This window comes from Burkholderia sp. Ac-20349 (assembly GCF_017104865.1).
Taxonomy (GTDB): domain Bacteria; phylum Pseudomonadota; class Gammaproteobacteria; order Burkholderiales; family Burkholderiaceae; genus Burkholderia; species Burkholderia aenigmatica.
In genome coordinates this window covers 63,295-88,078 of the sequence record NZ_JAAGPM010000011.1, presented here as the reverse complement: position 1 = coordinate 88,078, position 24,784 = coordinate 63,295, and the positions used below count along the sequence as shown (strand labels likewise).

General features: G+C 68.5%; 27 protein-coding genes, 1 other RNA gene and 1 riboswitch. Of the genes, 14 read left to right on the top strand and 14 right to left on the bottom strand.

Translation table 11 applies throughout. The features are described from left to right. Nucleotides 1-27: 27 nt before the first annotated feature. Nucleotides 28-174 carry a hypothetical protein gene (locus G3N61_RS06390; protein ID WP_175022476.1) on the bottom strand — a complete coding sequence of 49 codons (147 nt, stop codon included), beginning with the start codon at nucleotides 172-174 and terminating at the stop codon, nucleotides 28-30. Nucleotides 175-255: 81 nt separating this feature from the next. Further along, the gene (locus tag G3N61_RS06385; protein ID WP_205821878.1) at nucleotides 256-1,758 is read right to left on the bottom strand and encodes a cobyric acid synthase; all 1,503 of its coding nucleotides are present in this window, start codon (nucleotides 1,756-1,758) and stop codon (nucleotides 256-258) included. Nucleotides 1,759-1,832: 74 nt separating this feature from the next. On the opposite strand from G3N61_RS06385, the gene cobU reads away from it, so the two are divergent. From cobU to G3N61_RS06365, 4 genes are read left to right on the top strand one after another with little or no spacing between them, the layout of a single operon-like run. Continuing rightward, a complete protein-coding gene (cobU, locus tag G3N61_RS06380; RefSeq protein WP_043189829.1) occupies nucleotides 1,833-2,387 on the top strand; it encodes a bifunctional adenosylcobinamide kinase/adenosylcobinamide-phosphate guanylyltransferase in 555 nt (184 codons plus the stop codon). After that, entirely contained in the window at nucleotides 2,381-3,325 is a 945-nt protein-coding gene (gene cbiB / locus G3N61_RS06375) for an adenosylcobinamide-phosphate synthase CbiB (RefSeq protein WP_205821877.1), read from the top strand. Before cobU ends, cbiB begins: the two co-directional genes overlap by 7 nt. After that, nucleotides 3,318-4,337 (top strand): threonine-phosphate decarboxylase CobD, encoded by a 1,020-nt coding sequence (gene cobD / locus G3N61_RS06370; RefSeq protein WP_205821876.1) that lies wholly within the window; start codon nucleotides 3,318-3,320, stop codon nucleotides 4,335-4,337. Before cbiB ends, cobD begins: the two co-directional genes overlap by 8 nt. Then, nucleotides 4,334-5,251: a cobalamin-binding protein gene (locus G3N61_RS06365; protein ID WP_205821875.1), complete on the top strand. Its 918-nt coding sequence runs from the start codon at nucleotides 4,334-4,336 to the stop codon at nucleotides 5,249-5,251. The genes cobD and G3N61_RS06365 overlap by 4 nt, the downstream gene beginning before the upstream one ends. 107 nt (nucleotides 5,252-5,358) lie before the next feature. Here G3N61_RS06365 and cobC read toward each other — a convergent pair whose 3' ends face one another. From cobC to G3N61_RS06340, 5 genes are read right to left on the bottom strand one after another with little or no spacing between them, the layout of a single operon-like run. Next, the gene (gene cobC / locus G3N61_RS06360) at nucleotides 5,359-5,943 is read right to left on the bottom strand and encodes an alpha-ribazole phosphatase (protein WP_205821874.1); all 585 of its coding nucleotides are present in this window, start codon (nucleotides 5,941-5,943) and stop codon (nucleotides 5,359-5,361) included. Beyond that, entirely contained in the window at nucleotides 5,928-6,704 is a 777-nt protein-coding gene (locus tag G3N61_RS06355; RefSeq protein ID WP_205821873.1) for an adenosylcobinamide-GDP ribazoletransferase, read from the bottom strand. The genes cobC and G3N61_RS06355 overlap by 16 nt, the downstream gene beginning before the upstream one ends. Beyond that, nucleotides 6,694-7,749, bottom strand: a complete 1,056-nt coding sequence (cobT, locus tag G3N61_RS06350; protein WP_205821872.1) for a nicotinate-nucleotide--dimethylbenzimidazole phosphoribosyltransferase — start codon at nucleotides 7,747-7,749, stop codon at nucleotides 6,694-6,696. Before cobT ends, G3N61_RS06355 begins: the two co-directional genes overlap by 11 nt. A 52-nt stretch (nucleotides 7,750-7,801) precedes the next feature. Then, complete coding sequence (locus tag G3N61_RS06345) at nucleotides 7,802-8,617, bottom strand: ABC transporter ATP-binding protein (protein WP_043189843.1); 816 nt, start codon at nucleotides 8,615-8,617, stop codon at nucleotides 7,802-7,804. Further along, entirely contained in the window at nucleotides 8,614-9,729 is a 1,116-nt protein-coding gene (locus G3N61_RS06340) for an iron ABC transporter permease (RefSeq protein ID WP_205821871.1), read from the bottom strand. The genes G3N61_RS06345 and G3N61_RS06340 overlap by 4 nt, the downstream gene beginning before the upstream one ends. 41 nt (nucleotides 9,730-9,770) lie before the next feature. Further along, a riboswitch (cobalamin riboswitch) is annotated at nucleotides 9,771-10,022 on the bottom strand. Nucleotides 10,023-10,176: 154 nt separating this feature from the next. On the opposite strand from G3N61_RS06340, the gene G3N61_RS06335 reads away from it, so the two are divergent. The 5 genes from G3N61_RS06335 to G3N61_RS06315 all read left to right on the top strand — a co-directional run bounded on the left by G3N61_RS06335 (nucleotide 10,177) and on the right by G3N61_RS06315 (nucleotide 12,556). Then, the gene (locus tag G3N61_RS06335; protein ID WP_043189846.1) at nucleotides 10,177-10,527 is read left to right on the top strand and encodes an ATPase; all 351 of its coding nucleotides are present in this window, start codon (nucleotides 10,177-10,179) and stop codon (nucleotides 10,525-10,527) included. Then, nucleotides 10,524-10,838, top strand: coding sequence for a cell division protein ZapA (locus tag G3N61_RS06330; protein WP_011352906.1), 315 nt, complete (start codon nucleotides 10,524-10,526; stop codon nucleotides 10,836-10,838). Before G3N61_RS06335 ends, G3N61_RS06330 begins: the two co-directional genes overlap by 4 nt. A gap of 81 nt (nucleotides 10,839-10,919) precedes the next feature. Further along, nucleotides 10,920-11,101: non-coding RNA, 6S RNA (gene ssrS / locus G3N61_RS06325), on the top strand. Nucleotides 11,102-11,172: 71 nt separating this feature from the next. Next, the gene (locus G3N61_RS06320) at nucleotides 11,173-11,634 is read left to right on the top strand and encodes an EVE domain-containing protein (RefSeq protein WP_043189848.1); all 462 of its coding nucleotides are present in this window, start codon (nucleotides 11,173-11,175) and stop codon (nucleotides 11,632-11,634) included. Nucleotides 11,635-11,815: 181 nt separating this feature from the next. Next, a complete protein-coding gene (locus G3N61_RS06315; protein WP_122946044.1) occupies nucleotides 11,816-12,556 on the top strand; it encodes an SIMPL domain-containing protein in 741 nt (246 codons plus the stop codon). A gap of 123 nt (nucleotides 12,557-12,679) precedes the next feature. Here G3N61_RS06315 and lgt read toward each other — a convergent pair whose 3' ends face one another. Continuing rightward, nucleotides 12,680-13,570 carry a prolipoprotein diacylglyceryl transferase gene (gene lgt / locus G3N61_RS06310; protein ID WP_043189852.1) on the bottom strand — a complete coding sequence of 297 codons (891 nt, stop codon included), beginning with the start codon at nucleotides 13,568-13,570 and terminating at the stop codon, nucleotides 12,680-12,682. Between the two features lie 94 nt (nucleotides 13,571-13,664). Then, nucleotides 13,665-14,579, bottom strand: a complete 915-nt coding sequence (locus G3N61_RS06305; protein ID WP_043189855.1) for a LysR substrate-binding domain-containing protein — start codon at nucleotides 14,577-14,579, stop codon at nucleotides 13,665-13,667. A gap of 135 nt (nucleotides 14,580-14,714) precedes the next feature. Between G3N61_RS06305 and ilvD the strand changes: the two genes are divergently transcribed. Together ilvD and G3N61_RS06295 are read left to right on the top strand one after the other, a co-directional pair. Continuing rightward, complete coding sequence (gene ilvD, locus G3N61_RS06300) at nucleotides 14,715-16,388, top strand: dihydroxy-acid dehydratase (protein ID WP_043189857.1); 1,674 nt, start codon at nucleotides 14,715-14,717, stop codon at nucleotides 16,386-16,388. A 128-nt stretch (nucleotides 16,389-16,516) separates the two neighbouring features. Next, nucleotides 16,517-16,843 carry a c-type cytochrome gene (locus tag G3N61_RS06295; RefSeq protein ID WP_205821870.1) on the top strand — a complete coding sequence of 109 codons (327 nt, stop codon included), beginning with the start codon at nucleotides 16,517-16,519 and terminating at the stop codon, nucleotides 16,841-16,843. 141 nt (nucleotides 16,844-16,984) lie between these two features. On the opposite strand, the gene G3N61_RS06290 is transcribed toward G3N61_RS06295, so the two are convergent. From G3N61_RS06290 to G3N61_RS06280, 3 genes are read right to left on the bottom strand one after another with little or no spacing between them, the layout of a single operon-like run. Continuing rightward, nucleotides 16,985-17,743: a DUF2486 family protein gene (locus G3N61_RS06290; RefSeq protein ID WP_205821869.1), complete on the bottom strand. Its 759-nt coding sequence runs from the start codon at nucleotides 17,741-17,743 to the stop codon at nucleotides 16,985-16,987. A gap of 25 nt (nucleotides 17,744-17,768) precedes the next feature. After that, entirely contained in the window at nucleotides 17,769-18,185 is a 417-nt protein-coding gene (locus G3N61_RS06285) for a DNA polymerase III subunit chi (protein ID WP_039368072.1), read from the bottom strand. A gap of 34 nt (nucleotides 18,186-18,219) precedes the next feature. Further along, entirely contained in the window at nucleotides 18,220-19,731 is a 1,512-nt protein-coding gene (locus G3N61_RS06280) for a leucyl aminopeptidase (protein ID WP_043189865.1), read from the bottom strand. Between the two features lie 122 nt (nucleotides 19,732-19,853). Here G3N61_RS06280 and lptF point away from each other — a divergent pair, with 122 nt between their 5' ends. From lptF to G3N61_RS06265, 3 genes are read left to right on the top strand one after another with little or no spacing between them, the layout of a single operon-like run. Continuing rightward, nucleotides 19,854-20,945, top strand: a complete 1,092-nt coding sequence (gene lptF / locus G3N61_RS06275; RefSeq protein WP_043189868.1) for an LPS export ABC transporter permease LptF — start codon at nucleotides 19,854-19,856, stop codon at nucleotides 20,943-20,945. Between the two features lie 3 nt (nucleotides 20,946-20,948). Continuing rightward, nucleotides 20,949-22,097, top strand: coding sequence for an LPS export ABC transporter permease LptG (gene lptG / locus G3N61_RS06270; RefSeq protein ID WP_043189871.1), 1,149 nt, complete (start codon nucleotides 20,949-20,951; stop codon nucleotides 22,095-22,097). 27 nt (nucleotides 22,098-22,124) lie between these two features. Then, complete coding sequence (locus G3N61_RS06265) at nucleotides 22,125-22,508, top strand: CbiX/SirB N-terminal domain-containing protein (protein WP_205821868.1); 384 nt, start codon at nucleotides 22,125-22,127, stop codon at nucleotides 22,506-22,508. Nucleotides 22,509-22,623: 115 nt separating this feature from the next. Here G3N61_RS06265 and cobA read toward each other — a convergent pair whose 3' ends face one another. Further along, nucleotides 22,624-23,373: a uroporphyrinogen-III C-methyltransferase gene (gene cobA, locus G3N61_RS06260; RefSeq protein WP_089451128.1), complete on the bottom strand. Its 750-nt coding sequence runs from the start codon at nucleotides 23,371-23,373 to the stop codon at nucleotides 22,624-22,626. A 74-nt stretch (nucleotides 23,374-23,447) separates the two neighbouring features. Next, entirely contained in the window at nucleotides 23,448-24,764 is a 1,317-nt protein-coding gene (locus G3N61_RS06255; RefSeq protein ID WP_089451129.1) for a sulfate adenylyltransferase subunit 1, read from the bottom strand. Nucleotides 24,765-24,784 lie beyond the last annotated feature (20 nt).

Below are 24,784 nucleotides of genomic sequence, written 5' to 3'. Positions count from 1 at the left end.
ATGACCGATCATGCCCCGCACCATGCATCAGTAACCGTAACCGCTCTTCCCTTGTGTGGCGTCGCCGGAACCGGACTGGCTACCGCTTGATCCGTACGAATCGCACGCATGCGCAACCGCCGACACGCCCAGCAACGCCGCGAGCAGCACGCTCCACCACCATCGAGCCTTCATCGCGCACTCCTCCAGGCGGACATCCGCCCTCCTCTGTTGTACGCGATCAGGCGGAAAAAGCGAGGGCTGGAAGCCGGCGCATCAACGAAATTCAGCGTATAGCGCGTCGAGGTCGAGATGGTCGGCGAACGTGTCGGCCAGCCGCTCGAGCGACGCCTCGCGCAGCGCCGGATAGTCGATCCGTTCCGCGCCGTCGAGCCCGGCCCACGCGAGCAGTGCCGTGCAGGCGTCGGGCGAGTCGAACAGCCCGTGCACATAGGTCGCGAGGATCTGCCCGTCGGCGGAAACCGCGCCGTCCGGGCGTGCCCCGTCCTGCGCGGCATCGGCTGCCAGCGCCAGCGCGGGCGACGCAAGCGCGGGCCCGTGCGTGTCGCCCATGTGGATCTCGTAGCCGCGCACGGCGGCCCCGCCCGGCAGCGCGAGATGCCCGGTGACGTTCTTCAGTGTCTTGTCGGGCTGCAGCGTCGTGTCGAATTCGAGCAGTCCGAGCCCCGGCACGCTGCCGGGCACGCCTTCGAGGCCGAGCGGATCGTCGAGCGTGCGGCCGAGCATCTGCATTCCGCCGCAGATGCCGATCACCTTGCCGCCGTAGCGCAGATGGCGACGGATCAACGTGTCCCAGCCCGCGTCGCGCAGCCATGCGAGGTCGCGCTGCACGCTCTTCGAACCGGGCAGGATCAGCAGGTCGGCATCCGGCACGGGGCCGCTCTTCCAGTACGTGAACTCGACCTGCGGATGCGCGCGCAGCGGATCGAAATCGGTGTGGTTGCTGATGCGCGGCAGCGCCGGCACGACCACGCGCAGCACGCCGGCGTCACCGCGTGCGGCGGCGCTGCGCGCCTGCGCGGGCAGCATGTCCTCGGCGTCGAGCAACAGGCCGTGCAGGTACGGCAGCACGCCGAACACGGGCTTGCCCGTCTGCGCGCGCAGCCAGTCGAGCCCCGGTTCGAGCAGCTTGAAATCGCCGCGGAAGCGATTGATCACGAAGCCGCGCACGCGTGCGCGCTCGCTGTCGGACAGGCACGCGAGCGTACCGACCAGGTGCGCGAACACGCCGCCACGGTCGATGTCGGCAACGAGCACGACCGGGCAGTCGACGCGTTCGGCGAAACCCATGTTCGCGATGTCGCCGTCGCGCAGGTTGATCTCGGCCGGGCTGCCGGCGCCCTCGACGATCACCGTGTCGTAGCCGGCGCGCAGCCGCGCGTACGACTCGAGCACCGCATCGAACGCGACCGGCTTGTAGTCGTGATACGCGCGCGCATTGAGGTTCATGCGCGCCTTGCCGTGAACGATCACCTGCGCGCCGCGATCGCTCGTCGGCTTCAGGAGCACGGGGTTGAAATCCGTATGCGGCGCGACGCCCGCGGCCAGTGCCTGCAGCGCCTGCGCGCGGCCGATCTCGCCGCCGTCGGCCGTCACCGCGCTGTTGAGCGCCATGTTCTGCGGCTTGAACGGCGCAACGCGCGCGCCGGCCCGGCGCGCCAGCCGGCACAGGCCAGCGACGAGCGTGCTCTTGCCCGCGTCGGACGTCGTGCCCTGGATCATCAGCGTACCGCGCGGCCGCGGCTCGGGTGCATTCATCGTGTCAGGCTCGTCGCGAAGCAAAGGCCGCATTATCGCCCGCACCGGCATGCCCGCGCCGTTACAATCACGCGATGATTCCGCACGACCTCACCTTCGTCCTCGGCGGCGCACGCTCGGGCAAGAGCGCGCACGCCGAGCGGCTCGCCGCCGACAGCGGCCGCCCCGTCACGTACATCGCGACCGCGACCGCCGCCGATGCCGAATTCGCGCAGCGCATCGCGCACCATCGCGCGCGTCGGCCCGCCGAATGGGGGTTCGCCGATGCGCCCGTCGATCTCGCCGGCACGCTCGCGCGGCTCGACGATCCGCACGCATGCCTGCTCGTCGACTGCCTGACGCTGTGGCTCACGAACCTGCTGTGCCCGGCCGACGGCGAACCGCTCGACGATGCGCAGTACGCGGCGCAGGTCGACCGGCTCGAGCACGCATTGCGCGGTGCGCGCGCGAAGGTGATCGTGGTCAGCAACGAGATCGGGCTCGGCGTCGTGCCGCTCGGGTCGGTCACGCGCCGCTACGTCGACGAACTCGGGCGCCTGAACCAGCGCGTCGCCGCGCTCGCGACGCGCGTGACGCTGCTCGTCGCCGGGCTGCCGCTCGACCTCAAGGCGGGAGCGCCGTCATGCTGATGCTGTCGCTGCCCGTCGTCGCGATGTTCGCCGTCGCAGCCGCGATCGTCGACCGCGCGATCGGCGAACCGGCCGGCTGGCACCCGCTCGTCGCGTTCGGCCGCCTCGCCGCACGTATCGAAGGCGCGCTGAACACGGGCCGACGCGGCCGGGTAACCGGCGTCGCCGCGTGGATCGCGGCGGTCGTGCCGCCGGTCGCCATCGCGGCATGGCTCGCCGCCGTGCTGCCGTGGCCGCTCGCTGCCGCGCTGCACATCGCGCTGCTGTGGTTCGCGCTCGGCGCGAAAAGCCTCGCCGACCACGTCGCGCCGATCGCTGCTGCGTTGCTGCGGCATGACCTCGGCGCCGCCCGCGCGCTGACCGCGCGTATCGTGTCGCGCGACACGAGCGATGCGGACGAAGGCGCGCTGTCGCGCGCGGCCGTCGAATCGGCGCTGGAGAACGGCAACGACGCGATCTTCGGCGCGCTGTTCTGGTTCGTCATCGCGGGCGGTCCCGGTGCACTGCTGTTCAGGCTCGCGAATACGCTCGACGCGATGTGGGGCTACCGCACGCCGCGCTTCCTGACCTTCGGCTGGGCCGCCGCGCGCCTCGACGACGCGCTGAACTGGATTCCCGCACGCCTCACGGCCGCCAGCTACGCGCTGCTCGGCGACACGGCCTCCGCGTGGCGCTGCTGGCGCACGCAGGCGCGCCACTGGGACAGCCCGAACGCGGGCCCGGTGATGGCGGCCGGCGCCGGCAGCCTGAACGTGCAGCTCGGCGGCCCGGCCGTCTATCACGGCGAGATCGAGGATCGTCCCGCGCTCGGCACCGGCGCAACGGCGACCGCCATCCACATCGTCGCCGCGCTGTCGCTCGTCACGCGCACGCTTGCCCTGTGGCTCGCGCTGCTGGTCGCGAGCGGCGCACTCGCCATGGCTACCCATCATGTCTGACATCCGCATCGCGCACGGCGGCAACCTGCACGAAGCCGCACGCCGCCACGGCATTCCGTACGACGCGTGGCTCGACCTGTCGACCGGCATCAATCCGGTCGGCTATCCGGTACCGCCCGTCCCGGCCGACGCATGGCGCCGGCTGCCCGACGACGGCGACGGCCTCGCGGCCTGCGCCGCGCAGTACTACCACGCCCCCGATCCCGCCCACGTGTTGCCGGTCGCCGGCAGCCAGGCCGCGATCCGCGCGTTGCCCGCGCTGCTGCCGACCGGCGACGCCGGCGTCGCGGCGCTCGCGTACGGCGAATACGCACCGGCCTTCGCGCGCCACGGCCATCGCGTCGTCGCGCTCGACATCGACGCGGATACGTTGCCTGCGACGCTGCGCCACGTCATCGTCGGGAATCCGAATAATCCGACCGCCCAGTTCGTACCGGCCGCGCGCCTGCTCGGCTGGCATGCGCAACTCGCCGCGCGCGGCGGCACGCTGATCGTCGACGAGGCGTTCGCCGATACGGGTGCGACGCAGTCGCTCGCGCCGCAGGTCGATCGCCCGGGCCTCGTCGTGCTGCGTTCGGTCGGCAAGTTCTACGGGCTCGCCGGCATCCGCGCCGGCTTCGTGCTCGCGTGCCCTGAACAGATCGTCGCGCTGCGCGACATGCTCGGCGCATGGACGGTCGGCGGCCCTGCGCGCCACGCGGTCGCCGCGGCGTTCGCCGATCGCGCGTGGCAGGCTGCGGCCCGCGAACGGCTCGCGGCCGACGGCGAGCGGCTGGCCGCCCTGCTGCGCGCACACGGCTTCGCGGTTCGCGCGACACCGCTCTTCAGCTGGACCGACGACCCGCGCGCCGCGGCGCTGCATGCGGCACTCGCGGCACGCGGCATCTGGACGCGACACTTCCCGACACCGTCGAGCGTACGCGTCGGCCTGCCGGGCAGCGAAGCGGAATGGCAGCGCCTCGGCGACGCGCTCGCGCACTGCGTGCCGCTGCTGCAACGGGAATCCGCATGACTCCGCGCATGTTCCGCCGGCTCACACCGGTCGCGATGCTGTCCGCACTCGCCTACGCGTCGTTCGCCCACGCCGATGTCACGACGCGCGACGACGCCGCCAATACCGTCACGCTGCCGGCGCCCGCGCAGCGCGTGATCAGCCTCGCGCCGCACGCGACCGAGCTGGTCTACGCGGCCGGCGGCGGCGCGAAGCTCGTCGGCACCGTCACGTACAGCGACTATCCCCCCGCCGCGCAAGCGATCCCGCGCGTCGGCGACAACAAGGCGCTCGACCTCGAGCGGATCGCCGCGCTGAAGCCCGACCTGATCGTCGTCTGGCGGCACGGCAATGCCGAGCGGCAGACCGACGCGCTGCGCGCGCTGCACATCCCGCTGTTCCTCAGTGAGCCGAAGCATCTCGACGACGTAGCGACGTCGCTGCGCCGGCTCGGCACGCTGCTCGGCACGCAGCCGGTTGCCGATGCGGCCGCGGCCGCCTATACGCGCGACATCGCGGCGCTGCGCACGCGTTACGCTGCGCGCGCGCCCGTCACGATGTTCTTCCAGGTCTGGGACCGGCCGCTGATGACGCTCAACGGCACGCACCTGATCAACGACGTGATCGAGCTGTGCGGCGGGCGCAACGTGTTCGCATCGCTCAAGCCGCTCGTGCCGACCGTCACCGACGAGGCCGTGCTCGCGGCGAATCCGGAGGCGATCGTGACGACCAGCGCGGGCACGACGCGCTCCGACGAACCGTTGCCGAGCCTGGCGCGCTGGCGCGCGTGGCCCGCACTGACGGCCGTCGCGCGCAACAACCTGTTCGCGATCGACGGCGATCTGCTGACGCGCCCGTCGCCGCGGATCGCACAGGGCGCGGCCGCGCTGTGCGAGGATCTCGATGCCGCGCGTGCGCGGCGGCCGGCACGCTGATTTCCGGTGACTTGCGCGCACATCGCGCACCTGCGCCCGATGTGACCGCTATCCGAGGAGACCGATTGATCGCGCGCCGCGCCGTTCGCACGCAAACGCCAGCGCGCCTATTCGTCCCAGTGCACCACTTCCCACGTTCGCGTGGCGGCATCCGCGCGCAGCCAGACGACACCCCCGGTCGGCACTGGCCGCGACAACAGCGTGTCGAGCGGCACGCGCAGCACATGCGATGCGAATGTGCGGATCACGCCCGCATGCGTCACCACCCATTGCGGGCCATCGCACTGTGCAACCGCATCGGCCCGCCGTGCCACGCGTGCGGCGAACTGCGCAACGCTTTCGCCGCCATGCGCACACGCATGCATCAGGTCGGCCGCCCACGCGTCGAGCGCCGCGCGATCGATATCGTCCCAGCGCCGCATTTCCCACGCGCCGAAATCCATTTCCTGCCAGTCCGCATCGCATCGCAGCGGCACGTCGCATGCCTGCGCGAGCCGTTCGGCAACCGACGCGCAGCGCGTCAGCGGGCTCGTCCAGACCTGTTCGGGAAACGGCGCGCAGAGTGCCGACAGATGCGCACGCACGGCCTGCGCGCCGACGTCGGCCGGTACGGCGAGCGGCACGTCGCTGCGTCCGTAGCAAATGCCCGGCTCGACGCCGACGGCCGGATGACGGATCAGGACGACGTCCATCCGAGCACCATGAGATAGATCGCCAGTTCGCACAGTTGCTGCGCGAAGCCGAGACAGTCGCCCGTATAACCACCGATCCGCTTCACGAAATAGCGGGCGGCCCACGCGCGCACGAGCACGAGCACGACGCATGCGACGACACCCATGCGCCAGTCGGGCCAGAACAGCCAGGGCAATCCGAATAGCGCCGCGACGCACGCCGCGCGTGCGCCCATCCGTTGCGCGACCGGCTTCGCCTTGCCTTCGGGCCGCACGTAGTCGAGCGTCATCAGCAAGCTCACGGCCGCCGCGCGGCTCGCCGCGTGCGCCGCGATCATCGTCCATGCGGCACGCAACGGCAGCATCGATGCAAGCGCCTGCCATTTCAGGCCGAGCGAGATCACGAGCGCGACCGCGCCGAACGTGCCGATCCGCGAGTCGTGCATGATGCGCAGCACGTCGTCGCGCGTATAGCCGCCGCCGAACGCATCGCAGCTGTCGGCCAGGCCATCCTCGTGAAAGGCGCCCGTTGCGAGCAGCGTCGCGGCCATCGACAGCCCGACCGCGATCGACGGGGGCAGCACACGCAGCGCGACGAGATAGACGAGCGCGCCCCACGCGCCGACACATGCGCCGACGAGCGGGAAATAACGCGCAGACTGATCGAGATCGCCGGCCGCATAACCGATCGAGCGCGGCACGGGCACGCGCGTGAAATAGCCGAGCGCGACGAAGAAGTAGCGCAGTTCGGCCCGCACGCCACGCGCGCGATCAGGCGTCACGATTGTCGACGCCGGCGGATTCGAAGCTCGCCATTTCGGTGAGGAACGCAGCCGCCGCACGCACGAGCGGCAGCGCGAGCGCCGCGCCGGTGCCTTCGCCGAGCCGCAGGTCGAGCGCGAGCAGCGGCTTCGCGCCGAAATGCTCGAGCATGCGCCGGTGCCCGGCCTCGTGCGACGTATGCGAGAACACGCAGTAATCGCGCACGCCGGGCACGATGCGCTCGGCGACGAGCAACGCAGCCGTCGCGATGAAGCCGTCGACGAGGATCGTCATCCGCTCGCTCGCGGCCGCGAGATACGCGCCCGTCATCATCGCGATCTCGAAGCCGCCGAACGTCGCGAGCACGTCAAGCGGCGCAATCGCGTGCGAGTGCTTGACGAGCGCACGGCCGAGCACCGCGCGCTTGTGCGCGAGGCCCTGGTCGTCGAGGCCCGTGCCGCGCCCGACGCAGGCATCGATCGGCACGCTGAGCAGGCGGCTCATCAGGCACGCGGCCGACGACGTGTTCGCGATCCCCATCTCGCCGAAGCCGATCACGTTCGTGCCGAGCGACGCATGCAGGCGCACGCGCGCCGCGCCGGCCGCGATCGCCGTCATCGCCTCGTCGCGCGTCATCGCCGGCTCCGCCGCGAAGTTGCGCGTGCCGCGCGCGACCGGCAGCGACACCAGCCGGTCGGACAGCGGCAGCGGCGACGCGACGCCCGCATCGACGATCTCGAGCGCGCTCTTCACGGCGCCCGAGAACGCGTTGATTGCCGCGCCGCCGGCGAGGAAATTCGCGACCATCTGGGCAGTCACCGCTTGCGGATAAGGACTCACGCCCTCGGCGGCAATCCCGTGATCGCCGGCAAACACGATCATCACCGGACGCTGCACAACCGGCCGCTCGGTGTGCTGGATCAGGCCGATCTGCAGTGCGATCGCCTCGAGCTGGCCGAGGCTGCCGGGCGGCTTGGTCTTGTGGTCGATCACGTGCTGCAGGCGCTTGCGCAGCGCGTCGTCGAGCGGCGCGATCGCGGGCGGGAAGTGGGTCGGGGTCGTCATCGAAAAGCCGTGTCGTTGGCGCGGTATGCGCCGCGCATCGGAAAAGGAAACGTCATTGTCGCTCGGGCCACGCGGGCAGCAGCGCATCGCGGCCGTTCTCGCGGATCAGCACCAGCGGATAACCGAACGCGTCGCTCGCGCGCTCGGGCGTCAGCACGTCGTGCACGGGGCCTGCCCACGCGTGGCCGCGGCCGTCGAGCAACAGCGCGTGCGTCGCGAAACGCCGCGCGAGATTCAGATCATGGCACGAGAACAGCACCGTGCGCGGGCCCGCGTCGAGCCATGCGGCCAGCGCGGTCAGGCAATCGATCTGGTGATGCAGGTCGAGATGCGCGAGCGGTTCGTCGAGCAGCATCAGTGGTGCGTCCTGGCACAGCGTCGCGGCCAGCGCGACACGTTGCCGCTCGCCGCCCGACAGCGACAGCACGTCGCGCGACGCGAGCGCGGTGAGGTCGAACGTCGCCAGCGCGTCGCGCGCGGCCGCGCGGTCGCCGTCGCGCTCCCAGCCCCAGCCGCCGAGATACGGAAAGCGGTTGAGCAGCACCGTGTCGAACACGGTCGCGCTGAATACGTCGTGCAGTTGCTGCGGCATCAGCGCGCGGCGCTGCGCGAGCTGCTCGGGCGGCCATGCGGCAAGCGGCCGGCCGTCGATCTCGACGTGTCCGCCGGCCGGCGGCTGCAGCCCGGCGAGGGTCGCAAGCAGCGTCGTCTTGCCCGCGCCGTTCGGCCCCGCGACGCACCAGATCTCGCCGGGACGGAACGCCCGGGTGAAGCCGTCGAGCAGCGTGCGTGCGCCGGCCTTCAGCGTCAGGTCGACGGCCGCGTAGTTCATGTCGCCGGCCGTGGCGTGCAGTGCGGCCCCCGTCATCGCATCGGCTTCCTCAACAACATCCACAGGAACACCGGCACGCCGATCAACGCGGTCATCACGCCGACCGGCAGTTGCGCGGGCGCGATCGCGGTGCGGGCGAGCAGGTCGGCCGCCATCACGCCGCCGCCGCCCGCGAGCATCGCGGCGGGCAGCAGCATCCGCTGGTCGTTGCCGAAGGCGAGCCGCAGCGCATGCGGCACGACGAGGCCGACGAAGCCGATCGTGCCGGCCGTCGTCACTGCGGCCGCCGCGGCCAGCGACGCGACGAGATAGATCCGCACGCGCAGGCGCGCGACAGGCACGCCGAGCGCAAGCGCGGTCGCATCGCCGCGCAGCAGCACGTTCAGTTGCGGCGCGGCCGGCAGCGCGACGCAGGCGGCCAGCAACAGCGCGCCCCACGCGAACCACGGCGCGGTCACGCCGTTCAGGTCGCCAGTCAGCCAGAAGATGATCCCGCGCAGTCGTGCGTCGGGTGCAAGCGACAGCAGCAGCGTCACGAGCGCGCCCCACCCCGCCGCGATCACGACGCCCGTGAGCAGCAGCCGCGGCGACGCGTCGCGCGACTCGCCGCGCCACAGCTCGCGGCGCGCGAGACCGAGCACGAGCGCGACCGACACGAGCGAGCCGGCGAACGCCGATGCGTCGACGAGCCACCACGCGCCGCCCGCGATCATCGCGACGAGCGCGAAGCCGGCCGCGCCGCCCGATACGCCGAGCACGTACGGCTCCGCGAGTGGATTGCGCAACAGCACCTGCAACAGCGCACCGGCGAGCGCGAGCAGCGCGCCGCATGCGAAGCCCGCGAGCGCGCGCGGCAGGCGCAGCGTGCGGACGATGTCGGCAAACAGCGCGTCGCCGCCATGCGGCACGAGCGACGCAAGCGCCTGCCAAGGCGACATCGGCACGCTGCCGATCGACAGCGACGCGACGAACAGCAACGCGACCGCCGCGGCGAGCGCGGCCCAGATCGCAGTGGCGCGCGCCGCGCTCATGCCGCGCACGGCGCCGCACACGACATGCGGCGCCCCCGCTTGCGGAGGCCGGCGGGTCGTGACTGAAGCGCCGCGCGGACGATTGGGGTCAGCATCGAAGAAAATTCCGTGAAGCATTGCGCGCCCCGCCTCCCCGCAGGCCGCGCGTCACGAAGCCCGTGCGGGCTCCCCGTCTCGGCCGGTATCCGGGCTGGCGGCGGTCCGGCTCGCCTTCCCGCGCGATGACGCGCAGTGGCCCGCGTCCGCATGCAATACCTGCACGTGAAACGCGCCCGAGCCGGCCTGCGTCACCGGACGCGGCCGCTTACCGTTGCGGGGGCAGCGCAGGTTGGCGGGCTTCCGGCGCCCGCGCCCTGCTTCCCGTTTAACCGCGCGTTCCACGCGCGAGCACCGAGGCGGCGCCAGTTTAGGAGCGGGTCGCGCGAGCGTCAAGGAAGCGTCCGGACACGCACGGGACGCGCCGATTCACGGCGAGAAGCAGGGGTGTTACGACTGGAAACGTTACAGATGTCGGATTGCGCGTTATTCCGCGCTAAAATGCTGGGTCTTTAGAGGACGCAGCAAATGCTCAACGAACTCGAAACCCTATCTCAAAATATTGGCCGTCTGATTTCGCTGAACAAGCGCTATCACTCGGAACGGCTCGCGCTCGAGGAGCAGGTCGCGCAATTGCGCGCGGATGCGGACACTGTCCGCGCGGAACTCGCGCAACTGCGCGATGAACGCAATGCACTTGCGGCCGAGCGTGACACGCTGTCGGCAAAGATCGACGACGCCCAGGTGAAACTGAACGCGATTCTCGAAAAGCTGCCGCGCTCGAAAAGCGCGGAGCAAGCCGACAACCAGCTCGACCTGCTGGATGCACAGGCGCGTGCGGATGGCGATGACGCGGCCAGCCACGGAGAACATGCATGAGCACCAAGCAGATCGAAGTCTCGATTCTCGGTCAGGCCTATCGGCTCGCCTGCTCGGCCGAGACCGAAGCGGCGCTGCTCGAAGCAGTCGCGCGCGTCGACGCCGAAATGTCGAAAATTCGCTCGAACAGCTCGGTACGCGGCACCGATCGCATCGCCGTGATGGCGGCGCTGTCGCTCGCGTCCGAATTGCTGCGGCTGCAAACGAGCGTGCGGCACGGTGAAGCATTTCCGGCGGAGGAAATCCGTCGTACAATGCACCAGATGAATGAACAGCTCGGTGCGGTGCTCGCACAGCACGAGACGCAGTAACGTTTCAATCGATGCGTCGATTCCCCTTGATCTCAGAGATCAACAGTGGTCAAATTGGCGCATCGAATCACAGTTCAGTCAGCTTCCCTGCCTGGTTCGCCAAGGTCATATATTCCTTGAACCAATGCCATGTGCACGGTTGCGGAAATTTGTAGCACGGGCGCGCGCGTCACTCTGTCTGATGTACCCGAAGTGCTGCTAACTGCGACCAATTCTGAACCTCAGGTTCAGGATGCCGGCCTAGCGGCCAAGGCGGGGGCCTATCCAACGGCATCGGGCGAAGCCCGGTGCCGTTTTCTTTTGTAGCAGCCTCTTTCTGCGTCGATCACGATCCATGCAATACTGGCTGATGAAGTCCGAACCGGACGAAGCAAGCATCGACGATCTCGCCAACGCACCGCAGCGTTCGCTGCCGTGGACGGGCGTGCGCAATTATCAGGCGCGCAATTTCATGCGCGACACGATGAAGATCGGCGACGGCGTGCTGTTCTATCACTCGAGCTGCCCCGAGCCGGGCATCGCGGGCCTCGCCGAAGTGTCGTCGACGCCCTACCCCGATCCCACGCAATTCGATCCGAAAAGCCCCTATTACGACCCGAAGTCGACTCAGGAAGCGCCGCGCTGGCTGCTCGTCGACGTGCACTACGTGAAAAAATCGCCGCTCGTGCCACTCGCGGCGCTGCGCGAACACGACGAACTCGCCGACATGCGCGTGCTCGCACGCGGCAACCGGCTGTCGATCACGCCCGTCACGCGCGCCGAATGGCGCTTCATCACCGAAAAGCTGATGAAGTAGCCGCGCGCCAAAGGTCAAATCTGGTCGGTACGCACCGCCGCCGCGGAACTCGCGGCACTTTCGCGCAGCCTAAGCAACCGCTGTCGGCCGATCGGGCCGGTTGTCGTTTTTTTCGTCGCGCGGTACGCCCGCGTCGTGCACGCGCGATCCGCGTGCACGCCCTCGCACAAGGAGTCCAACAATGACCAAGAAATCCGCACTCGCGCTGTCGCTCGCCCTTGCCGCCGCCGTTCCCGTCGCGTTGACGCTCGCGTCGTCCACCGCGCACGCGCAAACCGCGAACCCGCACTTTCCGGAGCCGGCGGGCGTGCTGTCGCTGTCGTCGCAGGCCAGCACCGACGTGCCGCAGGACATCATCCACATCACGCTGTTCTACGAGCAGCAGGCCAAGGATCCGGGCAGCCTCACCGCGCAGCTGAACCAGCGCGCCGATGCAGCGCTGTCGCAAGCGAAGGGTGTATCGGGCGTCACTGCGCACACGGGCGCATTCTCCGTCTATCCGAGCACCGATCGCGACGGCAAGATCTCCGCATGGCGCGGCCGCACCGAAGTCGCGCTCGAATCGCGCGATTTCGCGGCAGCGTCGAAGCTTGCAGGCCAGTTGTCGAACCTGATGCAAGTCGCGAACGTCGAGTTCTCGCTGTCGCCGGAAGCGCAGCGCGCGGCCGAGCAGAAGCTGACGACCGAGGCGATCAAGTCGTTCCGCGCCCGCGCGGACGAAGCCGCGAAGGCCTTCGGTTACAGCAGCTACACGATCCGCGACGTGAACGTCGGCGGCGGCCGCAACGTGCAGCCGTACCCGCGCATGATGGCGATGGCCGCAGCACCGATGGACAGCGCCAAGATGAGCGCACCGATCGCGGTCGAAGGCGGCAAGGCCACCGTGTCGGTCACAGTCAACGGCTCGGTGCAGATGAAGTAACGCGCAGCGCGCGGCAGTCCGAAATGAAAAACGCCGGCCCGAGGGCCGGCGTTTTTCATTGACCTGCATGTGGTCGATGCAAGCGTCGATGCACGTGCCGCTCGCCCGTGCATCGGCATCGCATCACGCAGCGGCAGTCGCCGCGCGGCGGCGATATGCCCAGACCATCAGCGCGACGCCCGCGAGGATCATCGGCAGGGACAGCCACTGCCCCATCGACAGGCCGAGCGCGAGCAGGCCGAGGAAGTCGTCGGGCTCGCGTGCGAACTCGACCGTGAAGCGTGCGAGGCCGTAGCCGATCAGGAACAGCGCGGATATTGCACCCATCGGCCGCGACTTGCGCGAGAAGAAGAACAGCGCGAAGAACAGCACGATACCTTCGAGCGCGATTTCATAGAGCTGCGAAGGATGGCGCGGCAGCATCTGGTATTGCATGAACACGTCGGCGAGATGCCACTTCTCGACGAGCTCCGGATGCTTCGGCAACCATGCCGCATCGTCGCGCATCGCGCCCGGGAACAGCATCGCCCACGGTGCCGACGGATCGGTCACGCGGCCCCACAGTTCACCGTTGATGAAGTTGCCGAGCCGCCCGGCCGCGAGCCCCGTCGGCACCATCGGCGCGACGAAATCGGTGACCTGCAGCCAGTGCCGCTTGCGCTGCCACGCGAACAGCATCATCGCGAGCGTCACGCCGAGGAAGCCGCCGTGAAACGACATGCCCCCCTCCCACACCTTGAAGACGTCGAGCGGATGCGAGAAGTAGAAATCGGCCTTGTAGAACAGCACATAGCCGAGCCGGCCGCCGAGCACGGTGCCGAGCACGCCGTAGAACATCATGTCGTCGATGTCCTTCGCGGTCCAGCCCTGCGCCGCGACGTGCGGCAGCTTCAGGCGGATCCGGCCGACGACGATCGCCGCGATGAAGCCGACGAGATACATGAGCCCGTACCAGCGCACGGCCAGCGGCCCGAGATGGATCGCAACGGGGTCGAAATTCGGGTGAATGATCATGGGTTAGCGAAGAAGTTTTCGAATGCGGTACGGCCGTCGCAAACGCGCAGCACCGCGCTTTGGACGGCACCGGCGCGTCATCGTTCACATCACGTCACGTGGCGAGGCCCTGCGCGCGCACGACGTCGATGAAGCCGGCCAGCACGGGGCTCACGTCGCCGGTGCGCCACACGAGGCCCGTCTCGACGACCGGCGCGTGACCGGCAAGCGGCCGGTAGACCACGCCGGTGCGCCGCAGGTTACGCAGCGATTGCGGCACCAGTGCGACGCCCATGCCGGCCGACACCAGGCTGACGATCGTCTGCATCTGGATCGCCTCCTGGCCGATGCGCGGGGTTTCCCCCGCCGCGCCGTAGCAGCCCGTAATGATGTCATAAAAGCCGGGTGCCAAACGACGCGGAAAGATCACGAGCGGCATCGCGGCGACTTCCGCGAGATGGACGGGCTCGTCTTCCGGCGCGTCGCTCGCCGCGGCCGGCATCGCCACCACCAGCGGCTCGCGCACGACGGGCAGGTACGACAGCCCGGCCGCGTGGCGTGGCGGCACGGGCGGAATGACGAGCCCCGCGTCGATGCGGCCGGCGACGAGTTCGTCGATCTGCACGTCGCTCGTCGCCTCCGCGAGTTGCAGGCGCACCTGCGGAAAGCGCGCGCCGAACGCACGCAGCAGCGCAGGCAGCAGCCCGTAATCGGCGGTCGATACGAACGCAAGCGACAACGAGCCGGCCTCGCCGCGCGCGAGCCGTCGCGCCAGCGGCGGCAACGCATCGGCCGATGCCAGCAGCCGGCGCACGTCGGGCAACAGCGCCGCCCCGACCGCCGTCAGCGCCACCGAACGCTTGGTGCGCGCGAACAGCGCGACGCCGAGCGCATCCTCGAGCGCACGGATCGCCTGCGACAGCGGCGGCTGCGTCATCGACAGGCGTTCGGCCGCGCGGCCGAAATGACGCTCGTCGGCGACGGTCACGAAATAGCGCCACTGGCGCAAGTCGGGAGTCGGATCGGCCATGCCTCTCTCATTCGTTAAACGACTTAATAAGCGACAAATAATATATTGGACATCCCAATCCGGAAACTCCATTCTTGATTGATCCGAACCGGCACGCCGTTCACCGGCGTTGCCCAGACAACGATGGAGTCCCCCATGGCTTACAACCGTCGCTCGAAGCACATCACGCAAGGCGTGGCCCGATCGCCGAACCGCTCGATGTATTACGCACTCGGCTACCGGAAGGAAGATTTCGACAAGCCGATGATCGGTATCGCGAACGGCCATTCGACGATCACGCCGTGCAATTCCGGCCTGCAGCGGCTGTCGGACGCGGCCGTCGCGGCCGTGAAGGCGGCCGACGCGAACCCGCAGATCTTCGGCACGCCGACGATTTCGGACGGCATGTCGATGGGTACCGAAGGCATGAAGTACTCGCTCGTGTCGCGCGAAGTGATCGCCGACTGCATCGAGACCTGCGTGCAGGGGCAATGGATGGACGGCGTGGTCGTCGTCGGCGGCTGCGACAAGAACATGCCGGGCGGGATGATCGCGCTCGCGCGCCTGAACGTGCCGGGCATCTACGTGTACGGCGGCACGATCCGCCCCGGCAACTGGAAAGGTCGGGACCTGACGATCGTGTCGTCATTCGAGGCCGTCGGCGAATTCACCGCGGGCCGGATGTCGCAGGAGGATTTCGAAGGCGTCGAGCAGAACGCGTGCCCGACGTCGGGGTCGTGCGGCGGGATGTACACCGCGAACACGATGAGTTCGTCGTTCGAGGCGCTCGGGATGTCGCTGCTGTACTCGTCGACGATGGCGAATCCCGACCAGGAGAAAGTCGATTCGGCCGCCGAATCGGCGCGCGTGCTGGTCGAGGCGGTGAAGCGCGATCTTAAGCCGCGCGACATCATCACCAAGGCATCGATCGAAAACGCGGTGTCGGTGATCATGGCGACGGGCGGCTCGACCAACGCGGTGCTGCACTATCTGGCGATCGCGCACGCGGCCGAGGTCGACTGGACGATCGACGACTTCGAGCGCATCCGCAAACGCGTACCCGTGATCTGCGACCTGAAGCCGTCGGGGAAGTACGTCGCGACCGACCTGCATCGCGCCGGCGGGATTCCGCAGGTGATGAAGATCCTGCTCGACGCGGGGCTGCTGCACGGCGACTGCATGACGATCACCGGCCGCACGCTCGCCGACGAACTGAAGGACGTGCCGAGCGTGCCGCGCGCGGACCAGGACGTGATCTTCCCGATCGACCGTGCGCTGTACAAGGAAGGCCACCTTGCGATCCTGAAAGGCAATCTCGCGGAAGACGGCGCGGTCGCGAAGATCACCGGCCTGAAGAACCCGGTGATCACGGGCCCGGCACGCGTGTTCGACGACGAGCAGAGCGCGATGGATGCGATTCTCGGCGACCGGATCCGCGCAGGCGACATCCTCGTGCTGCGCTACCTCGGCCCGAAGGGCGGCCCCGGCATGCCGGAAATGCTCGCGCCGACCTCGGCGATCATCGGCAAGGGGCTCGGCGAATCGGTCGGCTTCATCACGGACGGCCGCTTCTCGGGCGGGACCTGGGGGATGGTGGTCGGCCACGTCGCGCCCGAAGCGTTCGTCGGCGGCACGATCGCGCTCGTGCAGGAAGGCGACTCGATCACGATCGACGCGCACCGGTTGCTGCTGCAGCTGAACGTCGACGACGCGGAACTCGCGCGCCGCCGCGCCGCATGGCAACAGCCGGCGCCGCGCTACACGCGCGGCGTGCTCGCGAAATTCGCTGCGCTGGCGCGCCCGGCGAACCAGGGCGCCGTCACGGGTTGACGCGGGCGCACCAAAACATGCGACCCCGATAAACATCGGCCGCCGGGGGAACGCGCAAAACGCGCTTTCCCTTTGCTTTTATAATGCGCGGACCATGTAGCCGGCCGTCCCCGCCGGCGGAGAACCGCATGAAACATTCGATATTGCGCGTCCTGCTCACCCTGCTGCTGATCGGCAGTGCGGCGGCGGCACGCGCCGACCAGGCCGACGGGCTTGCGCTTGCCCAGCGCAAGAACTGCATGGCCTGCCACGCGATCGGCAAGCCGCTGATGGGCCCGTCGTTCCGCGACATCGCCAGCAAGTATGCGGCGCGCGGCGACGCCGTCGACTACCTTGCCCAATCGATCGTGAAAGGCAGCGTCGGCGTATGGGGCAGCGTGCCGATGCCCGCCAATACGCAACTGACGAACACCGAAGCCCACACGCTCGCGCAATGGGTGCTGTCGGTACACTGAACCGGACGCCCCGGGCGGGAATAGCCGCTGCGCCGGGTTCCGCCGACAGGCGGGCCTGTCCCGGCTGACCGGCGTCTCGCCGGCAGCGTTACCGGCTCTTACTGGAACCGCACCCCGTTTTTGGCCGGAATGGCCGCGCGCTCAACCGGCATGACCGGTACGACGGCGTGCGATCTCTTCGTCGACCGCGTCACGAACCCAGTCCATCACCTCGCTTTCCAGCGCCAACGCCACTTCGCGCGTGATCTGGCCGACCAGCCAGGCCGAATGCTCATGCAGCGCGTTGCGACAGCGGGCTTCGATGGCATCGCGCCCTTCCCCGGTCAGATAGTTCGTCAGGCGATTGCGCAGGCGCTCGGCGATGTGCTGCGCATCTTCCGCCGTCAGCCCGGCGGCTGCCTGCGCGTCGGGCTGCGGCGCGGCGGCCGGTATGACGGCCTCCGGCAGGTGCGCTTCACGCGCGTGCCCGATCGCGTCGTGCGCCACCGCGGCGAACGCGTGTTGCGGCGCATCGTCGGCCAGCGACGAGCGCAGCGGCGCACTCATTGCCGCCGAGTCTTCGGCGACCACCTGCTCCGCGGCGCCAGGTTCGGCCGGCGCATCGGTCTCGCCCATCGCCGCCGCAGCAGCCGTCGCCACGTCGCCCGGCAGTTCGACCGCCGGCACGTGCGGCGTCGGCACGGGTTCGACCACGACGGAATCGGGGTCAAGTGCACTTTGCGTGGAATCGGCCGGCGCCGCACCCGCGGTGTGCGGTGCGACCACGTCGGTGAGCACCGGCATCGCCGCACCCGCATGCGGCTGAGATGGATCGGGCGCGGGCGAGCGCGCCGGCACCGGCTTGCCCGGCACCAGCACGTCGGTCAGCGTCGGGATCGAGGATGAATCGGCTTCTGTCACGGGAACACTCCGTCGACGGTTGCGGCTAGCTGCCCTGCTTGTAGTTGTTCAGCGCGTAGCCGCGATCGCGGTAGAACCGGTAGCGGTCGCGGCCCGCGGCCAGCTCGTCCGGCGCATTGCCGACCACTTCGAGCAGGCGCTCGAAGCGGGCGAACTGCGCGGGCACGGCTGCGCCGAGGTTCAGCAGCACGTGATGATGCGGTGCGCGGTCGAGATCCGCGGCCAGCACGATTGGCGTGCCGGCTGCGTGCTCGCTGTCGACACCGCAATGCGGGATGAAATCGAGCGGCGAAAACGTCCAGAGCCGCTCGTCGAGCGCGCGCAGGCGCGCGGGCTCGGCGAGCACGACGACCGGCTGCCCGGCCAGGTAGGCCTTGCGCAGCAGCCGGCACGCGTACGCGAGCGAATCGCCGACGTTCGAGTGGAAATCGATCCGCGTCATTGCCCGCGTACCCGCAGCGTCGTCAACACCGCCATCACTGGCCGGCGCGGTCGATCAGGAACTGCGCGAGCAGCGGCACCGGACGGCCCGTCGCGCCCTTCGCCGCACCACCCTTCCAGGCGGTACCCGCGATGTCGAGGTGGGCCCACGGATAGCTGTCGGTGAAGCGCGACAGGAAGCACGCGGCCGTCACGGCGCCGGCCGGGCGCCCGCCGATGTTCGCGAGATCCGCGAAGTTCGACTTCAGCTGATCCTGGTACTCGTCGTCGAGCGGCATGCGCCACGCCGGATCGTTCGCCTCGCGCGATGCGTCGAGCAGTTCGCCCGCGAGCGCGTCGTCGGTCGAGAACAGGCCGCTGTTGTGGCCGCCCAGCGCGATCACGCATGCGCCCGTCAGCGTGGCAACGTCGATCACGGCAGCCGGCTTGAAGCGCTCGGCGTACGTGAGCGCGTCGCACAGGATCAGACGGCCTTCGGCGTCGGTGTTCAGCACCTCGATCGTCAGGCCCTTCATGCTGGTGACGATGTCGCCCGGCTTCGTCGCGTTGCCGCCCGGCATGTTCTCGCAGGTCGGCACGATCGCGACGACGTTGATCTTCAGGCCCATCTCGGCGACCGCGCGCATCGTGCCGAGCACGGAGCCCGCACCGCACATGTCGTACTTCATCTCGTCCATGCCCTCGCCCGGCTTCAGCGAGATGCCGCCCGTGTCGAACGTGATGCCCTTGCCGACCAGCACGACCGGCGCGGCCTTCGCGGCGGCGCCCTGGTAGTGCAGCACGATGAACTGCGGCGGCTCGACCGACGCGCGCGCGACCGACAGGAACGAGCCCATCTTCAGCGCCTGGATCTGCTTGAGCCCGAGCACTTCCGCCTTCAGGCCCCAATCCTTCGCGATCTTCTTCGCGGTGTTGCCGAGATAGGTCGGCGTGCAGACGTTGCCCGGCAGGTTGCCGAGGTCGCGGGTGAGATCCATCCCGTTCGCGAGCGCGACGGCCTGCTTGACCGCGACCTTCGCAGCCTTTTCGTCGGACGGATCGACGCTGAACACGACGCGCTTGAGCGTGTGCGACGCCGGTTCCGGCTTGCTCTTCATCTGCGTGAAGCGGTAGGTCTCGTTGCGCAGCGCGAGAATCGCCGCGCGCACGCCCCAGTCGGAGCTGCGTTCGTCGACCGGCAGTTGCGCGAGCGTGAACGTGACCTGGACGACCTTGGTCGCCAGCAGCGCGCGCCATGCGGCCGTCACGGCATCGTTATAGGCTTTCTGATTGAAAGCATCCTGCTTGCCGAGGCCGACGAGCAGCACGCGCGACGCGCCGATGCCCGACACTTCGTGCAGGAACAGCGTCTTGCCGCGCTTGCCGTCCATGTCGCCGGCCTTCACCACGCGCGAAATCAGCCCCTTGGTGGCCGTGTCGATGTCGAGCGCCGCGCCCGAAAGGGTCTGCGCCTCGAAGATGCCGAGCACGATGCAGTCGGACTTCCCGGTCAGGAACCCCTTGGCCTCGCCTTTGCTCCAATCACAGCCTTTTATGCTAAAGTCCATCGCGCTTGTCCTCGGATAAAATCTGGGCTAAGGATGAAAGCCGCAATTATCCGCTATTTTTCCCGTGGCGGCGCGAGCGCCGCACCACGCGTGCGCAGCCTCCCGCCCTCTTCTCATCAAGAATGATCTTCGAACGCTCCCTCCAGCGCGAGCTTGCGTATACGGCTGGCGCCGTGTTCATGGTGCTGCTCACGATCATGCTCACGACGATGATGATCCGCATCGTCGGCTACGCCGCGTCCGGTGAAATCGATCCGCGGGACGTCCTCGTGCTGATCGGCCTCACCGTGATCGGCTACCTCGCCGTGATGCTCGTCGTCACGCTGTTCGTGTCGATCCTGTTCGTGCTGACCCGGTGGTACCGGGACTCCGAAATGGTCGTGTGGCTCGCGTCGGGCGTGAGCCTCACGCGCCTCATCAAGCCGATCGGCGTGTTCGCCACGCCGATCGTGCTGCTGATCGCGTTCTTCGCGTTCGTCGGCTGGCCGTGGTCGAACCAGCAGAGCAAGATGATCAAGGCGCGCTTCCAGCAGCGCGACGAGATCTCGCTGCTCGCGCCGGGCCAGTTCCGCGAGTCGGCCGCGAACCACCGCGTGTTCTTCATCGAGAAGATGACGCCCGACCAGAGCAAGGTGCAGAACGTGTTCGTGACCTCGACCGAGAACGGCAAGGTCAACGTGGTCGTGTCGCAGACGGGGCACACGGAAACGCGCGACGGCAGCCGCTTCGTCGTCCTGGAAGACGGCCGCCGCTACGACGGAACGCCCGGCCAGCCGAACTTCAAGATCATGGAGTTCGAGCGCTACGGCGTGAAGATCACGAGCACCCCGGTCACCAACGTGCCGAGCACCAACAGCACGCCGACGCCGGACCTGCTGCGCAACCCGACGAACGACAACCTCGCGGAATTCGCGTGGCGCGCGGGGCTGCCGCTGATCGCGATCAACCTGATGGTGCTCGGCATTCCGCTGTCGTACCAGAACCCGCGCCGCAGCCGCACGATCAACCTCGTGATGGCGGTGCTGATCTACCTCACGTACTCGAACCTGCTGAACGTCGTGCAGGCGCAGATCGAGCAGGGCAAGATGTCGTTCGGCGTCGGCCTGGTCGGCCTGCATCTGGTCGTCGCGGTGATCGTCGCGTTCATCTTCTGGTTGCGCGTGCGCAATCGTCCGCTGTTTACACGCGCGCTGTTCGGCCGCTCGGGAGCATGATCGATGCGGCTCTATGAAAAGTACTTCGCGCGACAGATCTACGTCACGTTCGTCTTCATCCTGTTCGCGTTCTCGGGCCTGTTCTTCTTCTTCGACCTGATCAGCGAACTGAATTCGGTCGGGCACGGCAACTACAAGTTCGGCTACGCGGTGCTGCGCGTCGCGCTGCAGACGCCCTCGCGCTTCTACGAGATCATCCCGGTCGCCGCGCTGATCAGCGCGATCTACGTGTTCGCGCAGATGGCCGCGAACTCGGAATTCACGATCTTCCGCGTGTCGGGCCTCGCGACCAACCAGGCGTTGCGCTCGCTGCTGAAGATCGGCATCCCGCTCGTGATCGTCACCTACCTGATCGGCGAATTCGTCGGCCCGTACGCCGACCAGTTGTCCGAACGCGTGCGGCTGCAGGCGCTCGGCGCGTCGGTGTCGTCGAACTTCCAGTCGGGCGTGTGGGTGAAGGACACGCTCGCGGCCCGCGAGAACGGCGAGCAGGTCACGCGCTTCGTCAACGTCGGCAGCCTGTCGCCCGATTCGACGATCAGCAACGTGCGCATCTACGAATTCGATTCGAAATTCCAGCTGCGGAACGTGCGGATCGCGCAAACGGGCCGCTACGAGCCGCCCGGCCACTGGCTGCTGAAGGGCGTCACGGAAACGGAACTCACGCCGATCAAGCCGATCAGCGGCCAGCCGACCGACGCGCTGAACCCCGTGTACCGGTCGCAGCAGGTGTCGCTGCCCGAATACCGGCTGCGTTCGGACCTGACGCCGCAGATCCTGTCGGTGCTGCTGGTGTCGCCGGAACGCATGTCGCTCATCAACCTGTTCCGCTACATCCAGCACTTGCGCGAGAACCAGCAGGACACGCAGCGCTACGACATCGCGCTGTGGCGCAAGCTGCTGTATCCGTTCGCGGTGTTCGTGATGCTCGTGCTGTCGTTGCCGTTCGCGTACCTGCACACGCGCGCGGGCGTGGTCGGCGTGAAGGTGTTCGGTGGCATCATGCTCGGCATGAGCTTCCAGCTCCTCAATACGCTGTTCTCGCACATCGGCACGCTGAACACCTGGCCCGCGCCGCTGACGGCCGCCACGCCGGGCCTCATCTATCTCGCGCTCGGCCTGTTTGCGCTCAAGTGGGTCGACCGGCACTGAGTGCCGCGTCGCGACGGAGGCTTCGACATGAGTTCGCACGGCATCGTCCTGTTCGGCCACGGCGCCCGCGACCCACGCTGGGCCGAGCCGTTCGAACGGCTCGCCGCGCGGCTGCGCGGCGCCTCCTCCCCCGCTGCGCACGTGTCGCTCGCGTTCCTCGAACTGATGACGCCGTCGCTCGGTGACGCGGTCGCCGCGCAGGTCGCGGCCGGCTGCACGCACATCACCGTGGTGCCCGTGTTCTTCGGCCAGGGCGGCCATGTCCGCCGCGACCTGCCGCAGCTCGTCGACGCCTGCCGCGCCGCGCACCCCGGCGTCGAGATCCGCTGCGCGACGGCCGTCGGCGAAGACGACGGTGTGCTCGACGCGATCGCGCGCTACTGCATCGACCAGGTCGGCGACGACGCCTGAACGAAGCATCGGCGGCCTCAAATGAAAAAGCGCTGGCAGAAGCCAGCGCTTTTTTTCGGACTGCGTCAGTCACCGGAACGGCGGCGTGCAATGCATCGCCACGCGCCGTTCCCGCTCAGGCGGCATCGCGCAACGCGCTTCCCTCTTTTGCCTGCGCGGCGCGCTCCGCGAACGCATCGCCGATCATCAGCAGGCTCGGTTCGGCCGGATCGAGCCACGCCTGCGCGTCGCCCGCCGCCATCTGCGCGAGCGTCAGCGTCAGCGTGCGCTCGCGCGCGGTGCTGCACGCCTCCACGATCGCCACCGGCGTCGCCGGCGCACGGCCGGCGTCGATCAGCTCCTGCGCGATGCCGGGCGCGCTGTCGCGGCCCATGTAGTAGACGATCGAATCGGCGCGTGCGGCTTCGCGAATCTCGTCGCTGCCCGGTGCGCGGCTGTGCGTCGCGAACGCCACGCTGCGCGACACGCCGCGCAACGTCAGCGAACGCTTCAGCGTCGCCGCGCCGGCCAGCGCCGCGGTGATGCCCGGCACGACCTCGTAGTCGATACCCGCTGCTTCCAGCGCGCGCATTTCCTCTTCCGCGCGACCGAACAGCATCGGGTCGCCGCCCTTCAGCCGCACGACGCATGCGTGCTCGCGTGCCGCATCGACGATCTGCTTGTTGATGAAGTGCTGCGCGGTCGAGCGCTGCCCGCAGCGCTTGCCGACCGCAATGCGGCGCGCGTTCGGCGCGTAGTCGAGCATCGCGGGCTCGACGAGCGCGTCGTGCAGCACGACGTCCGCCTGCGCGAGCAGCCGCGCGCCACGCACCGTGATGAGGTCGGCTGCGCCCGGCCCTGCTCCGATCAGATACACCTTGCCCATATTTGTCGCTTCGCTTGGTCCCTGCGGACGACGGCGTCCGGCCCGCGCCGCCATAAGGCGGCGCGGCTCGCCGGTTATGCCGAGAATGCCCGGATCATGCCTGCGGCGACCGTGTGGTGCGTCGCCTCGTCGATCAGCACGAACGCACCGGTACCCGGATGCGCGTCGTACGTGTCGCAAACGATCGGCTTCTGCAGCGTCAGCGCGACGCGGCCGATGTCGTTCATCTTCAGCTCGTGACGGTCGGTCGCGTGCGACAGCGTGTGCACGTCGAGCACCTGCTTGACGCCGCCGATCTTCGCGAACACCGTGCTGGTGGTCTGCTTCAGCAGGTACTTGCGCTGCGGCGACAGCGGCGTCTCGTCGAACCAGCACAGATCGGCTTCGAGCTTCTTTGCCGGCTCGATCGGCTCGCCGGACGTGACGAACATGTCGCCGCGCGACACGTCGACGTCTTCCGCGAGGCGGATCGTCACGGTCTGGCCCGCGAACGCGTGCGGGACGGACGCGGTGCCGCCCGGCACCGGCGCGACGATCTCGGCGATCGTGGCCGTGCGGTTCGACGGCAGCACGACGATCTCGTCGCCGACCTTCACTTCGCCCGACTCGATACGGCCCATGTAACCGCGGAAATCGTCGGCCGAACTGCCGTCCTGGCGCGCGACCCACTGCACCGGGAAGCGCAGCGCGTCATGCGCCTGCGTCTCGACCGGCAGCGATTCGAGCACGTCGAGCAGCGGCTCGCCCGCGTACCACGGCATACGCTCGCTCGCGCCGACGATGTTGTCGCCCTTCAGCGCCGACACCGGCACGAAGCGCACGTCACTCAGGCCGAGTTGCTTCGCCAGCGTGACGTAGGCGTCGCGGATCTCGTTGAAGCGCGCTTCGCTGTAGTCGACGAGGTCCATCTTGTTGATCGCGACGATCACGTGCTGCAGCGCGAGCAGCTTGACGATCGCGCTGTGGCGCTTGGTCTGCGGCAGCAGGTCAGCCACACCGTTCTCGATCGTCACGCGTGTCGCGTCGATCAGGATGATCGCCGCGTGCGCGGTCGACGCGCCCGTCACCATGTTGCGCGTGTACTGCTCGTGGCCCGGCGTGTCGGCGATGATGAACTTGCGCTTCGCGGTCGCGAAGTAGCGATACGCGACGTCGATCGTGATGCCCTGCTCGCGCTCGGCTTCGAGACCGTCGGTCAGCAGCGCGAGGTCGAGCTCGTCGCCGACCGTGCGCTTGTTCTTCGCACGCGACAGCGCGGACAGCTGGTCGGACAGCACGGCCTTGCTGTCGTACAGCAGGCGGCCGATCAGCGTGCTCTTGCCGTCGTCGACGCTGCCTGCGGTAATGAAGCGCAGCACGCCGAGGTCTTCGGTGTTCTCGATGATGCTCATGATGTGAATGTCCTCGTGTG

What these genes read in the sequence shown, in the direction of transcription:
- lgt (WP_043189852.1), bottom strand. Translation starts at nt 13,570, where the DNA reads ATGATCATTCACCCGAATTTCGACCCCGTTGCGATCCATCTCGGGCCG.
- lptF (WP_043189868.1), top strand. Translation starts at nt 19,854, where the DNA reads ATGATCTTCGAACGCTCCCTCCAGCGCGAGCTTGCGTATACGGCTGGC.
- G3N61_RS06340 (WP_205821871.1), bottom strand. Translation starts at nt 9,729, where the DNA reads ATGCTTCACGGAATTTTCTTCGATGCTGACCCCAATCGTCCGCGCGGC.
- G3N61_RS06320 (WP_043189848.1), top strand. Translation starts at nt 11,173, where the DNA reads ATGCAATACTGGCTGATGAAGTCCGAACCGGACGAAGCAAGCATCGAC.
- G3N61_RS06305 (WP_043189855.1), bottom strand. Translation starts at nt 14,579, where the DNA reads ATGGCCGATCCGACTCCCGACTTGCGCCAGTGGCGCTATTTCGTGACC.
- cobA (WP_089451128.1), bottom strand. Translation starts at nt 23,373, where the DNA reads ATGGGCAAGGTGTATCTGATCGGAGCAGGGCCGGGCGCAGCCGACCTC.
- ilvD (WP_043189857.1), top strand. Translation starts at nt 14,715, where the DNA reads ATGGCTTACAACCGTCGCTCGAAGCACATCACGCAAGGCGTGGCCCGA.
- G3N61_RS06335 (WP_043189846.1), top strand. Translation starts at nt 10,177, where the DNA reads ATGCTCAACGAACTCGAAACCCTATCTCAAAATATTGGCCGTCTGATT.
- G3N61_RS06280 (WP_043189865.1), bottom strand. Translation starts at nt 19,731, where the DNA reads ATGGACTTTAGCATAAAAGGCTGTGATTGGAGCAAAGGCGAGGCCAAG.
- cobC (WP_205821874.1), bottom strand. Translation starts at nt 5,943, where the DNA reads ATGGACGTCGTCCTGATCCGTCATCCGGCCGTCGGCGTCGAGCCGGGC.
- G3N61_RS06285 (WP_039368072.1), bottom strand. Translation starts at nt 18,185, where the DNA reads ATGACGCGGATCGATTTCCACTCGAACGTCGGCGATTCGCTCGCGTAC.
- cobU (WP_043189829.1), top strand. Translation starts at nt 1,833, where the DNA reads ATGATTCCGCACGACCTCACCTTCGTCCTCGGCGGCGCACGCTCGGGC.
- G3N61_RS06390 (WP_175022476.1), bottom strand. Translation starts at nt 174, where the DNA reads ATGAAGGCTCGATGGTGGTGGAGCGTGCTGCTCGCGGCGTTGCTGGGC.
- G3N61_RS06365 (WP_205821875.1), top strand. Translation starts at nt 4,334, where the DNA reads ATGACTCCGCGCATGTTCCGCCGGCTCACACCGGTCGCGATGCTGTCC.
- G3N61_RS06385 (WP_205821878.1), bottom strand. Translation starts at nt 1,758, where the DNA reads ATGAATGCACCCGAGCCGCGGCCGCGCGGTACGCTGATGATCCAGGGC.
- G3N61_RS06345 (WP_043189843.1), bottom strand. Translation starts at nt 8,617, where the DNA reads ATGACGGGGGCCGCACTGCACGCCACGGCCGGCGACATGAACTACGCG.
- G3N61_RS06315 (WP_122946044.1), top strand. Translation starts at nt 11,816, where the DNA reads ATGACCAAGAAATCCGCACTCGCGCTGTCGCTCGCCCTTGCCGCCGCC.
- cobD (WP_205821876.1), top strand. Translation starts at nt 3,318, where the DNA reads ATGTCTGACATCCGCATCGCGCACGGCGGCAACCTGCACGAAGCCGCA.
- lptG (WP_043189871.1), top strand. Translation starts at nt 20,949, where the DNA reads ATGCGGCTCTATGAAAAGTACTTCGCGCGACAGATCTACGTCACGTTC.
- G3N61_RS06265 (WP_205821868.1), top strand. Translation starts at nt 22,125, where the DNA reads ATGAGTTCGCACGGCATCGTCCTGTTCGGCCACGGCGCCCGCGACCCA.
- G3N61_RS06295 (WP_205821870.1), top strand. Translation starts at nt 16,517, where the DNA reads ATGAAACATTCGATATTGCGCGTCCTGCTCACCCTGCTGCTGATCGGC.
- cobT (WP_205821872.1), bottom strand. Translation starts at nt 7,749, where the DNA reads ATGACGACCCCGACCCACTTCCCGCCCGCGATCGCGCCGCTCGACGAC.
- cbiB (WP_205821877.1), top strand. Translation starts at nt 2,381, where the DNA reads ATGCTGATGCTGTCGCTGCCCGTCGTCGCGATGTTCGCCGTCGCAGCC.
- G3N61_RS06255 (WP_089451129.1), bottom strand. Translation starts at nt 24,764, where the DNA reads ATGAGCATCATCGAGAACACCGAAGACCTCGGCGTGCTGCGCTTCATT.
- G3N61_RS06330 (WP_011352906.1), top strand. Translation starts at nt 10,524, where the DNA reads ATGAGCACCAAGCAGATCGAAGTCTCGATTCTCGGTCAGGCCTATCGG.